This window comes from Pseudoxanthomonas sacheonensis, from assembly GCF_031455975.1.
GTDB classification, from domain to species: Bacteria; Pseudomonadota; Gammaproteobacteria; order Xanthomonadales; family Xanthomonadaceae; genus Pseudoxanthomonas_A; species Pseudoxanthomonas_A sacheonensis_A.
The window spans coordinates 394,675-406,571 of record NZ_JAVDTT010000002.1 but is presented as its reverse complement, the minus strand read 5'-3'; the positions used below and the strand labels follow the sequence as shown (position 1 = coordinate 406,571).

At 60.1% G+C, this 11,897-nt stretch carries 13 protein-coding genes and 1 pseudogene; 11 read left to right on the top strand and 3 right to left on the bottom strand.

The annotated features are described in order from the left end of the window. Positions 1–156: 156 nt before the first annotated feature. Positions 157–540: a YkgJ family cysteine cluster protein gene (locus J2W94_RS09010; RefSeq protein ID WP_430540578.1), complete on the bottom strand. Its 384-nt coding sequence runs from the start codon at positions 538–540 to the stop codon at positions 157–159. Between the two features lie 251 nt (positions 541–791). Here J2W94_RS09010 and J2W94_RS09005 point away from each other — a divergent pair, with 251 nt between their 5' ends. Further along, positions 792–2,879: an NHL repeat-containing protein gene (locus J2W94_RS09005; RefSeq protein ID WP_310092367.1), complete on the top strand. Its 2,088-nt coding sequence runs from the start codon at positions 792–794 to the stop codon at positions 2,877–2,879. An 80-nt stretch (positions 2,880–2,959) separates the two neighbouring features. On the opposite strand, the gene J2W94_RS09000 is transcribed toward J2W94_RS09005, so the two are convergent. Beyond that, positions 2,960–4,075 (bottom strand): alpha/beta fold hydrolase, encoded by a 1,116-nt coding sequence (locus J2W94_RS09000; RefSeq protein ID WP_310092366.1) that lies wholly within the window; start codon positions 4,073–4,075, stop codon positions 2,960–2,962. Between the two features lie 138 nt (positions 4,076–4,213). Between J2W94_RS09000 and J2W94_RS08995 the strand changes: the two genes are divergently transcribed. After that, on the top strand, positions 4,214–5,302 hold the full coding sequence (locus J2W94_RS08995; RefSeq protein ID WP_310092364.1) for a DNA glycosylase AlkZ-like family protein: 1,089 nt from the start codon (positions 4,214–4,216) through the stop codon (positions 5,300–5,302). Positions 5,303–5,324: 22 nt separating this feature from the next. On the opposite strand, the pseudogene J2W94_RS18115 reads toward J2W94_RS08995, so the two are convergent. After that, a pseudogene (locus tag J2W94_RS18115) lies at positions 5,325–5,489 on the bottom strand (phage integrase N-terminal SAM-like domain-containing protein); the annotation flags it as partial. Between the two features lie 499 nt (positions 5,490–5,988). Between J2W94_RS18115 and J2W94_RS08990 the strand changes: the two are divergent. The 9 genes from J2W94_RS08990 (at position 5,989) to J2W94_RS08950 (ending at position 11,839) form a co-directional block, all read left to right on the top strand. Next, positions 5,989–6,387 carry a hypothetical protein gene (locus tag J2W94_RS08990; protein ID WP_310092360.1) on the top strand — a complete coding sequence of 133 codons (399 nt, stop codon included), beginning with the start codon at positions 5,989–5,991 and terminating at the stop codon, positions 6,385–6,387. Positions 6,388–6,832: 445 nt separating this feature from the next. Further along, the gene (locus J2W94_RS08985; RefSeq protein ID WP_310092358.1) at positions 6,833–7,288 is read left to right on the top strand and encodes a DUF3592 domain-containing protein; all 456 of its coding nucleotides are present in this window, start codon (positions 6,833–6,835) and stop codon (positions 7,286–7,288) included. 25 nt (positions 7,289–7,313) lie between these two features. Then, positions 7,314–7,724 (top strand): TonB family protein, encoded by a 411-nt coding sequence (locus J2W94_RS18170; protein WP_430540577.1) that lies wholly within the window; start codon positions 7,314–7,316, stop codon positions 7,722–7,724. Between the two features lie 25 nt (positions 7,725–7,749). Then, entirely contained in the window at positions 7,750–8,139 is a 390-nt protein-coding gene (locus J2W94_RS08980; RefSeq protein WP_310092356.1) for a hypothetical protein, read from the top strand. A gap of 912 nt (positions 8,140–9,051) precedes the next feature. Continuing rightward, positions 9,052–9,510, top strand: a complete 459-nt coding sequence (locus tag J2W94_RS08975) for a hypothetical protein (protein WP_310092354.1) — start codon at positions 9,052–9,054, stop codon at positions 9,508–9,510. Between the two features lie 69 nt (positions 9,511–9,579). Beyond that, on the top strand, positions 9,580–9,942 hold the full coding sequence (locus J2W94_RS08970; RefSeq protein ID WP_310092352.1) for a hypothetical protein: 363 nt from the start codon (positions 9,580–9,582) through the stop codon (positions 9,940–9,942). A gap of 135 nt (positions 9,943–10,077) precedes the next feature. Then, complete coding sequence (locus J2W94_RS08965; protein ID WP_310092350.1) at positions 10,078–10,407, top strand: hypothetical protein; 330 nt, start codon at positions 10,078–10,080, stop codon at positions 10,405–10,407. A 114-nt stretch (positions 10,408–10,521) separates the two neighbouring features. Continuing rightward, positions 10,522–10,815 carry a hypothetical protein gene (locus tag J2W94_RS08960; RefSeq protein WP_310092348.1) on the top strand — a complete coding sequence of 98 codons (294 nt, stop codon included), beginning with the start codon at positions 10,522–10,524 and terminating at the stop codon, positions 10,813–10,815. A 619-nt stretch (positions 10,816–11,434) separates the two neighbouring features. Next, complete coding sequence (locus J2W94_RS08950; protein ID WP_310092343.1) at positions 11,435–11,839, top strand: GFA family protein; 405 nt, start codon at positions 11,435–11,437, stop codon at positions 11,837–11,839. The last annotated feature ends 58 nt before the right edge of the window (positions 11,840–11,897 follow it).

Sequence of the window (11,897 nt, the reverse complement as noted above, 5' to 3'; positions counted from 1 at the left end):
CGCGGCGGCCATGCTCGTTCAGCGCCCGTAAGCTCTCGATCCCGCCATGCGGAGATCAATGCGCGGACAGCAGTCGCACGCCGGTCTACGTCCCGGTGCTCGTTCCGCGTGCATCGCAGGTAACGATGGCGTGCGATGCACGCCCGCTCAAGCGAGTCAAACCAACACTTGTCTGGTACTCGCAAGGAACTGGTGGATCTCTTCCTCGGTCCGCCTGTCGATCATGTAGACCGGGCGCATGCCGTTCGGGCAAAGCAGGCTGGGCGTCGTTCCGAACAGCCGGCAGATGAGGGGGCGCTCGCTATAGACCTCGCAACCATGCTCGCCCAGGTGCGGGCAACTCAATTCCGCCAGCGCGGCTTCATGCTCGGCTTCGGTTTTGACGGGAAGCCTGGCCATCTCTTCGGACGATGCAGTCACCGGCCCGCAGCAATCGTGACAGCCCACGATGCACCTGAAGCTGGGAATACGCGCGCGCAGTTCGTCGAGCTTGCGATTATTGCTGTCCACGCTGCGCGCCCTCCCGGCAATGGCTGCCACCCACGGCATGCTTCGCCGACAGTGTATTGCAAGCCGGTGGATAGTCGCCGAGGAAGCGTCCATAAGCGAAGGCGGGGGAGGGAATCGACACGGGGCACGCACGCAAGACCGGTTAGGCCGAGTATCGGCACGCTGTCATCGTCGTCACAGTGCCCTTGGTCATTGATGGCTTGATCGATCGCGCGGCGCTCGCTTCCCACACTCCCTGCGATTGACTATCGTGCCTCTTCGCTTCTTACCTGCAGGACCGCATGAGCCGTAAAGCCTGGTTGTGGAGCGTGGTGGTTCTGATCGCCGTCGCGCTGGCCGCTACGTTCTTCTTCGCCGCGAAAAATCCCGATGCACCCGCAGGCCCGGCGCCCACGCCGTTCGGCTGGACCGCGCAGTTGCGGCTCGTGGCCGGCGATGGCGTGCGCGGGATGCGCAATGGGCCGGCCGCGCAGGTGCGTTTCGACGATCCCTACGGTGTCGCGGTCACCGAAGACGGTACGCTGTACGTGGCCGATGCCGGCGACAACAACCGCATCCGTAGGATCGGCAGCGACGGCGTGGTCACCACGTTGGCCGGCTTCGCCGAAGGCTTTGCCGATGGCGACGGCACCGCGGCGCGCTTCAACACGCCTTCCGGTCTGGCGCTGGATCGTGCGGGCAATCTGTACGTGGCCGACACCGGCAACCACGCCATCCGCAAGGTCACGCCGCTGGGCAGGGTCAGCACCGTGGCCGGTACCGGCCTGGCCGGATTCCGCGATGGCGCCGGGACGCAGGCGCAGTTCAACGGTCCCATCGGCGTGGCGGTGGATGCGCATGGCGATGTCTACGTCGCCGACACCTATAACGACCGTATCCGCAGGATCGACCTGCAAGGGCGGGTCAGCACCCTGGCCGGCGGCGACCGGCCGGGCAATCTGGATGGCGTGGGCGCCGCCGCCCGCTTCGATACGCCCACCGCGTTGGCGGTGGACGCGCAGGGCATCGTCTGGGTCGCCGACACCCGCAACAACGCCATCCGTCGCGTCGCGCCCGATGGCACGGTGGTGACGCCGTATTACGCCGGACGGAATGCGCTGTACCGGCCGATGAGTCTGGCGCTGACCCACGACGGTCTGCTCTACGTGGGCGAAATGTCGTCGGGACGGGTGATCCAGCTGTCACGCGACGGACGCCCGCATGTGTTGACCGGCGCCACCCAGGCGCAGCGGCTCTCGCGCCCGGCCGGTCTGGTCCTCGACGCCAAGGGGACGCTGTTGGTCGCCGATGCCGGCAGCCGTCGCCTCCATCGCATCGCGGCGGTGGAAGCGGCGACCGCCATGGCCACGCCAACGCTGGGTGCGGTGGGTCCCGCGCCAGACGATCCGCTGCCCGCCACCGATGGACGCTGGCCGCTGCATCCGCAGGACGGTTGGCACGAAGTGGTCGGCACGTTGGGCGAAGTGCGCGGCAACTACGACAACGAAAGCCGCGATCATCTGCATGGCGGGTTGGACATCCGCGGCGACGTGGGCGCGCAGGTGCTGGCGATCGCCGACGGCAAGGTCAGCAGCCCGTCCGGGGCCTGGGGACTGGAGGAACTGGGCGAAGGCATGGCGATCGACGGCCTCAGCTATATCCACATGCGGGTAGGGCGCGATGCGCGCGGGGTGGTGTCCGATCCGCGCTTCCAACTGCTGCGCGACGAAGCCGGCGAACCCGAACGCATGCGCGTGCCGCGCGGCACGCGCTTCAAGGCGGGCGAGGTGCTGGGCACTATCAACCGCATGGCGCATGTGCATCTCAGCGTGGGCGCGAACGGTTTCGAGCGCAACGCGGTGGCGCTGGGCTTCAGCGGATACGCCGACCACTATTCGCCGCGCATCGAAAGCATCGAACTGTTCGACGCCAGCGAACGATCGTTGGCCAAGCGGGCCGATGGCCGCGTGCGGGTGCCGCGCGGCATGGGCGTGCAGATCGTGGTGGACGCCTGGGACCAGGTGGACCGCAACCTGCCCAGGCGCAGGCTGGGCCTGCATGCGCTGGGCTATCAGGTGTTGCGCGCCGACGGCACGCCTTGGCCGGGTTACGAAACGCCGCGCATGAACATCGAATTCAACCGCATGCCTGCCGATCCGGACGCGGTGAAGGTGGCTTACGCGCCCGGCAGCGGCATCACCGTGCACGGCAGCGCGGCGACGCATTTCAAATACGTGGTCAGCAACATCGTGCGCGACGGCGAACTCGCCGCCGGCGCCTGGTGGCCGGACGACCTGCCTGCCGGCGACTACACGCTGCGCATCACGGCCGTCGATTACATGGGCAACGCGGCCAGCGCCGGCCGCGATCTGAACATGGTGTTGGAATAACGGGAGAAGGCGAACGCAACGCCAACGCGGCCTGCTCGCGGGAAGGCCACGTAACCTCGGGGTGGCGTCACCTGGTCTTCTTAGCGCCCGGCGTCTCCTTCTACCGCCAGCGGCCGCACCTGCTCCAGCAGGCTGACCAGGGTCTTGCCAGGTTCTTCCCACGGCATCATGTGCGCAGAATGTTCGAACCAGACGCCCCGCTTGTAGGGCGCTTTCACCTGCTGCAGCCAGCGTTCGGTAGGCGCCGAGGGTGTCGTGTAGTCGTATCGGCCCATGAACATCACCACCGGAATCGGAAACTCCTTGACCCCGGTGAAGTCCACCTGCAAGAACTCGTCCAGAAGCCGGCCCAGGGAAAACACGTTGCCGGCATCGATCGCACAGCGGTCGCGGTCGTCGTAATCCGGCGATAGGCGCGGCGCGCGGTAGTAGTAGGTCGAATCCTCGCGGAATGCGGTGAGTCCGCCGTAAAACTGCGGCCATTTGCGCGCGATGACGATGCGCTCACGGGTGATGGGGGTAGTACCCGGATAGGGCGCGATGGTTTCCATCTCGCGGATGGCCTCGGCGTTGTCGTGGGCGCGCGCCTGCTGCAGGCCGTATTCGAAGCTGATGCGCTCGTTCTCGCGCGTGTTGACGACTTGGCCTATGCCCACGTAAGCATGGAACAGGTCCGGCCGCTTCAACGCCGCGTGCATGGCTACTACCGTACCCCAGCTGTGGCCCATCAGGATCAGCTTGCGCTTGCTGTAGCGCTTGCGCAGATACTCGGCCATCTCGATGGCGTCGTCGACGTAGCGTTGGATATGGATGGTGTCGGCGATGCTGTCCGGCGCCACGCTGTTGTAAGTCTTGCCGGCGCCACGCTGGTCGTAGTTGACGATGGTGAAGTATTCCTCCAGCGGACGCTGGAACTGCCACTGGCTAGGCATGATGGGGGCCGCCGGCCCACCGTGCACGAACAGCACCATGGGATTGTCGCGGTCCTGCCCGCGCACGCTTAGCCATTGGTCGATACCGCCGATGCGTGCGGCGTAGGTTTCCTGCACGCCGTTGGGCGCGACGATCTTTTCCAGGTCGCGGATGATTTCGCGTGCGGGCTCATAAGTGGAGCGGTCGGGGCATGCTTCCTGCGCTCGCACGCGCGCCGGCAGCAGTGCGGCTAACAGGACCAGAACTAACAGCGATAACCTCATGGGCAATCCTCGTGGGGTGGCGGATGTGGGATCTATTATCACGGCCTTCTCGGCGATGACATGTGCAGATCGTAGTGGTCCGCATGGCGAGGCGGAAAATGGGAAGCGCCGAGGTCGGCAGGCTGGCATCATTGCCCCATGCCGTTGACCTTAGACCACCTGCGCCGTTACGCCATCGCCCGTTCGCTGTTCAAGCCGACCACGCTGATGCGGGCCATCGAAAAACTCGGCTTCGTCCAGGCCGATCCGATCCGCGCGCCGGCGCGGGCGCAGGATCTGACCTTGCGCCATCGCGTGATCGGCTATCGCGCCGGCGACCTGGAGCGGCGCTATCCGCGGCTGGCGCTGGAGGAGGACTTCTTCGTCAACTACGGTTTCCTGCCGCGCGCCCACCACGCGTTGATGCATCCGCGCACCGCACGCCAGACCTGGACGCCGGCGCGCTGGAGACAGGCGCGGGCGGTACGCGAGTTCATCGCCGAACGCGGCGCGGTGCATCCGCGCGAAGTGGACGCGCACTTCGCCCACGGCAAGACCACCAACTGGTTCGGCGGTTCGTCCAACGCCAGCACCCAGCTGCTGGACGGCATGCACTACCGCGGCCTGTTGCGGGTGGCGCGGCGCGACGGCGGCACCCGCGTCTATGCCGTGCGCGAAGACGTCGCGCCAGTGGACAAGGCCGATATCGACGCGCGCCTGGACGCGTTGATCGACCTGATCGTGGACAAGTACGCGCCGCTGCCCGATGCCAGTCTCGGCCAACTGGTGAGTTACCTGGGTAGCGGCGTGCCGCAATGGAACGCAGCGCGCAAACCGGCGCTGTTGCGTGCGCGGCAACGTCTGCAGCGGGCGCGAGTGGAAGGCGTGGACTGGCTATGGCCGGCGGACGAGCGCGCGCAGAGCCGGCGCTGGAAGCCCGACGAGCACGTGCGCCTGCTCACGCCGTTCGACCCAGTGGTGTGGGACCGCCGCCGTTTCCAGCTGTTCTGGGGCTGGGCGTACCGCTTCGAGGCTTACACGCCCGCGCCCAAACGCAAGCTGGGCTACTACGCGCTTCCGCTGCTGTGGCGCGACCGCGTGATCGGCTGGGGCAATCTGTCGGTGGCCGAGGGCGTGTTGCGGCCGCAGCTGCATTACGTCGACGGCCATGCGCCACAAGAGGCGGCGTTCGACCAAGCGCTGGAAGCGGAACTGGGGCGGATGCGGGTGTTTCTGGGGTTGGGATGAACGGGAGCGGTGGGTGCCGGCGTCCGTTGATCTGGATATACATGCGAATCCAACACATATAAGCCTGCTCCGTTCGCAAACTGTAGTGCTTTACTCGCAATCTGTGCCGAACTTCATCGAACAGCCTAGGCCTTGGCGGCACAGATTCTGGATTGCTTATGACCGCGAGGTCTTCCGCAGTAGGCATTGGACGGCCTCCGTGCCGGTAAACACCCGCAATGTTGCATGCACTACCGGCCCGCGATACCGCCGTAATCCCTTGTGCCGTATAGGTAAAGTCCGATTGACGGGCCTCCCAGGCCCCACCCACAATCCGCGCTACACCCCACTTTGGGGTCTAATCGTAGTTAGGCGGCAGGAGGAACAATGCTAGGACTCATAGATTTGGTTCTGGGTATCGGTGAGTTGCTCTTTTCCTGGCGACTGTATGTAGGCTTTGCGCTCATAGCTCTGGCTTGTTGGCTGCTTGTTTCGGTCATTCCCAATCAAACAGCCCAATGGGTCATCTGTGTTCCAGTTGGTCTCATCGGTGTTTTCTATAGTTTTCGTTGGCAAATCCGCGCGGATCACGATAGATGATGGCGCTCCAGCAGGTTGTTGGAGTGAGCCAGCCGCCTAACAATTCATTCAAGCCGAACCCGCTTCGCGGGTCGGCTTAATTCAGGTGTTAGGCCGCAGGAGGATCTATGCAGCACTTGGCTAGAAACATCTCCGCTGGGGTTACGTCAGGCGGACTCACATGTGCCGCATCCATCTATACACTCGCCATAACCAACGCCTTTGCAGCGCCGCGGGACTTCCCTATCGTCCTTTGGGATGCAGTCGTGGTTTTTGGTATTGGCGCAACCCTTGTGGCATTGCTTATCCACTTCCTCGTAGCTCGACTGTTTGCGGCCAGGCCCCTTCCTGCCTTCTCAGCATTTGCGGTGACCGTGGTTGCTGCCCTGGCGGCGGCTGACCTGCTGAGCCACGGTGGCAAGGTCCTTGCGGCGTGGCTTATCGGCGCCGTACTGTCGTCGCTGATCCACACCTGGCTGCGGCCTAACAATTCGTTCAAGCCGAACCCGCTTCGCGGGTCGGCTTAATTCAGGCGTTAGGCCACAGATGAAGAGACTCGTGATTCCTGCAGTCGCAGCGATGGCATTGGCTGGTTGCTCGGAGGCTACGCCGGTCGCTATCACCAATAGCTCTACAACGCCCATCGAGAACGTCTCAGTCTTTGGCACGGGCTTCGATCAGCGAGTTGGATCCATCGCTCCGGGTCAAACAGTGACTGTCCAACTCCGACCAGCGGGTGAGTCGGGGCTGGGTCTGGCTTTCCGGTCCGGGTCACGCCATTTCCGCACGCCGCCGCAGGGCTACTTCGAGGGTGGCGGAGCTTATAGGGTCAAAGTAGTTGTCGCCCTAGACCTCACGGCTACCGTCGATGGCGAGCTCAAGTACTAGTAAGCTGTGGCCTAACAATTCATTCAAGCCTAACCCGCTTCGCGGGTCGGCTTAATTCAGGCGTTGGGCCTCAGAGGAATCCACATGTTTCGCCTTCTTGGTAGCCGACTATTCTCGATCTGTCTTATCCTTATTGGAATCTTCTTCATCTATGCGGGCCACAGGAACGCAGTCAAATTCGCTGCGCTTCGTGATCACGGCAAGACAGCCAAAGCCGAGATTACGAACTTGGAGTGGAAAGAGAAGAAGACGAGTCATGCCGACAGCCTCTACACGGCACATGTCCGTTTCAAGACGGAGGATGGCCGTGAGATCCAGGCTGAAACTGGCGTACCGGCGGAACTGGGACGCTCCTTGCGGAGCAACGCTGCTGCTGCAACGATGAACGTGCGCTACCTACCCGAATCGCCAAGCACCATCGAGGACGTCAACAAGGATGACCCCTCTGACGCTCAGAGCGGGATCGGCCGACTTATGCTGTTCTTCGGGGCCGGCATGCTAGTCGTTCGCTTCCTACTCTCCAAGAGACGCGCACGTTGAGGCCTAACCCTTCCTTCAAGCGAACATGCCTTCGGCATTCCGCTTAAGTCAAACGTTAGCTGCTATGAGATTTTTCGTCGTGGTCTTGTGCTTCATGGTCATCTTTGCGGCTTCGGCTTCAGATGGACTTGAGCCTATCTACAAGGTCCCGGTGAAGATCCCGCCTGACTCCTGCATGGGAGAGACCTTCACGTGCGCGGTAACACTTGAGTTCGTAGTGCTGCCAGACGGCACTGTATCTGACGTGTCAATCAAAGATTCTTCTACAGATCGCGCCTGCGACCGGCAAACCCGCGATACTGTGGCCAAGTGGCGCTATCCACTTCGGAGTACCTCAGTGAGACTGGTTAGGCGTATAGATTCCTACTCTTGCCCATTACGGCCGCGGGCAGCTAACAATTCATTCAAGCCGAAACCGCTTCGCGGTTCGGATTAATTCAGGCGTTAGGCGACTTCCCATAATGTTGCGACTACTGATCCTACTGATCGCTTGCTCGACTCTCACCGGTTGTGGTGGCTGTGGGTCTAATGCTGATTCCATTGCTCTGGCAAAGAGCCTATCCCAGCCACGATTGGCTCAGCTATATCAAGACGCCGTTGCCTTGGATTTGACTCACTCTGGCAACGCACGCTTATTCAAAGATGGCAAGTCGGGAATTCCTCCCAACTTCAATGACCTTGAGCCCCAATCTGTAGTTTCTGATGGACTGACTGCGCGGATACATATGGCAGGTTGTGTCGATGACAAAGTGATGCTGTTTGTAAATGGACTTGATGGCAAAAGCGGTAAGGAGATAACTCTAGTTCCTGGCGAGGCACAAGACTCGGTGATCCTTTGGCAGGTCAAGTAGCGCCGCCTAACAGTTCATTCAAGCCGAACCCGCATCAGGCTCGCTAAATTCGGCTCGTTCTGAGTAATATCGGCTTCGGTGCCAATCCAGTGCGGGTCGGCTAGTTCAGGCGTTAGGCGCCATACCAATCATCCATGCAAATGTCAGATGCATACGCCGCATTGGTCAAAGAGCTGGAAGCAGTTCGGCAGCTTTCCGCACCGGATCTGCTGGCTCTAGTGGGCGCACCTCCTATTGGTCGCGTCCTGGACATTGCCGGTGAGAGGATTGAGCTTGAGCTATCTGTCTCATGGCGTGACAACACTCATGAGTCAGTCCGTGTTACTCGGCATGCTCGTGGCCCAAGCACTTGGCACACCGAGCATTTGCAGGAGAGCATTACAGTTCCTGTTCCTTCGGGCGCAGTCGATGGCGCCTAACAATTCATTCAAGCCGAACCCGCTTCGCGGCTCGGCTTAATTCAGGCGTTAGAGCCCACGTGAAAAATGTTCGGCCCTGGTTCAATGCGTGCTTCTTCTGGCTGCCCATGGTGGTCACGCTGCTTCTCAATCCCGGACGCAACGCGATCAACATTCCGCAATTCTCAGTTCTCGCCTTGCTCACACTAGCTGCCTGCGGCATTTCCTTGATGTTCTACTCAGTCGTAGGATTCATTCAGCCTAGGGGGATGAGCTCTGTATTTTTGCCAGACCCAGCTAAAACCCGTCACATGGTGCAGTTCCTTTTGTCACTCCTATTCGGGCTCATGGCAATTTACTACGCTACTCAAGGCGCTGGGTTCGTGGGGCGCGGGCTCTAACAATTCATTCAAACCGAACCCGCATCAGGTTCGCTAACTTCGGTTGGTTCTCGGTAATATCGGCTTCGGTGCCAATCCAGTGCGGGTCGGCTTAATTCAGGCGTTAGGCCCCTATGAAGGCACTCTTCTTACTGCTGGTGATATGTGGCCAATTCGCCGTGACGCGCGCGAATGCTGGCCCCATTGCTCCTGAGGCCGAGCGCCTGACATTAGGCGGGATCACGATCGGCCAGAGCGAGGCGTCCGTTATCGCAACGCTAGGCAAACCTCGGCACCGTAAACAAGAAGAACACTTCTTTCTACCCATAACATTGGTCTATCGAGGTCTTGTAGTTTCCTTTGATGAGCAAGGTGTCGGCGGCGTGCTCAGCACCAGCAAGAAGTTCTGTACCCCGGCAAAGATCTGCCCTGGCATGACATATGCGCAAGTTGTAAAAGCATATGGGCCTTCCGACGCATATGAGAGAGATGGAGCTACCTTCAGGGACTATCTATGGGACGACGGCTGTTGGCTTCGGCTGAAGTTTCAGGCTGGTACAGTGTCAACTGTGGAGACCACATGTTCGCCCTGAAGGGACCTAACAATTCATTTAAGCCGAACCCGCTTAGCGGGTCGGCTTAACTCAGGGGTTAGGCCGCACATGAGATATCTCCTCCTCATATTTGCTGTTGCGATCACTGGCTGCAATAAACCAGGCCGCGTGGTTGAAGGATTGTTTACGGTGGATGGAAAGCCTACGCCAGGCGTAGAGGTGAGACTTCCAAATAACATCGATGACTATTCTGATTGCGGCGGCGCTCCGCTCGCGGCTGTGACGGATCAGTCGGGAAAGTTTAGGGCGTCAATTGACAAGTATCCGATCCGTCCATGCTTCACAGTCAATGGCAAAATCTACAGCGATTTCATGATTGTTGACGACAAGAAACAAGACGCTATACAACTGAGATGTAGGATTCCGAATGATCCAAAGGGCCACTTCGAAGATGCGCAAGTTTGTTTCTGAGGTGCGCAGCCTAACAATTCAAGCCGAGCCCACATCAGGGCGGCGTCTGAGTGCACGCCTTCGGCTATTTCGCATCCAGTCGCCGCCCTGATGCGGGCCGGCTTATTCAGGCGTTAGGCCTCCCAGGAATCACGCATGACTAAAGACGATTTCATCGCGCGGGGCCGCAGGATCAACTTCGGGGCGCTACCGTACGATCTTGCTCACACTGTTGTGATCTGCGCATTTGCATTGGCAGGCTGGCCCATCTCCATTTATCTGCCTGACTCTATGGTTTGGGCTTACGTGGCTTTTCTATTCGCTGGAAGTATCGGCTACTTGTGGTGGTCCAAGCGCGTTGACCGCAGTACCGGCCTGCTGTGCCACACCTGCAATAGACCAATGGTTCGACAGGCAGCCAAGATGGCCATTGACTCCAATGCTTGCCCGCATTGCAAGAAACCGGCATTTGCGCCAGAGGCCTAACAATTCATTCAAGCCGAGCCCACATCAGGGCGGCGCCTGACTGTACGCCTTCGGCTATATTTGCATTCAGTCGCTGCCCCTCTGCGGGTCGGCTTAATTCAGGCGTTAGGCCGCATGAGACAGACCACCGCATCCAACTTAGCTCTCGCACTTGTCGTACTCGCGTGGCCACTTGCGTACTTCGGCGTCATGTCGCAACTGGGCGACTACGCACCGTCTACCCCTCGTGCCGTGATCGAGGCCAATAGCCATAGATCCACCATCATCCTACTGGCCGGCCTGCTGTGTTTGTTCAGTTCACTTTGGCTATCTGGCTATAGCTTTGCTGGTGCCAAGATTCGTTCGGTTGTTGCAGCCATCGCATGTGTTGCACCTATGGCCATTGTCATCCTTGCCTTGTGGCAGTGACAATGCGGCCTAACAATTCATTCAAGCCGAACCCGCTCCGTGGGTCGGTCATGTCAAGCGTTAGGCGCTAGGTGCGACAATGTCGATGGCGACAGATTGGGTAACACTTCATGGAAGTTGTCATTGCGGAAAATTACGCGTCGACTTTTCCACTGGCTTAAACCTAGAAAATGTCACTCCGCGCGCGTGCGATTGCGCGTTCTGTCGGAAGCACGGCGCAGCTTACGTTTCAGACCCTGCCGGGAGATTGTCAGTGTCTTCGAGTCAAGGCGCAGTGCGTAAGTATCGTCAGGGGTCAAACGCAGCCGATTTCTTGATCTGCGCATACTGCGGTGTGCTTGTTGCGGTCACCTACGAGCACAACTTCCGCATTTACGGTGCAGTGAATACTGGCTGCTTGGATGGGCATAACAGGCTCGGGAGTTCCTCCCCAGCGTCCCCTCAAGCCCTGAATCAAGATGAGAAGATTTCCAGGTGGTTACAGCTGTGGGTTCCAGACGTGCAGATGGTTACGTCTGGCGCCTAACAGCCCATACAAGCCGAACCCGCTTCGCGGGTCGGCTTGATTCTGGTGTCGGATGTCATTCAGGATATGTCCTTCTCACTACGGAGAACGTATATGAAGAAAACCTACCACGGTAGTTGCCACTGCGGCGCAGTACGCTACGAGGCGGACATCGATCTGAGCGCTGGCTCGGGAAAGTGCAACTGCTCGATCTGTACGAAGACGCGAAACTGGGGCGTCATTGTCAAACCCAATGATTTCCGCCTGCTTTCTGGCGAGTCCGATCTGAGCGACTATCAGTTCGGAACAAAGAGCGGGCATCACTTGTTCTGCAGGCATTGCGGCGTTCGGTCGTTCGGCCGCGGATACGTCGAGCAGATCGGCGGAGACTACGTTTCCATCCAATTGGGCACACTCGACGATGCGCCGCCCGAGGAACTCCTGCAGGCGCCGGTTCGGTTCGCCAATGGGCGGGACAACAGCTGGTGGACAGAGCCTGTAGAGACGCGGCATCTATAAGCCGTACAGGCAGAAATCCAGTCCGCGCAAACTCGCCGCCACAGATGACGTAAAACCC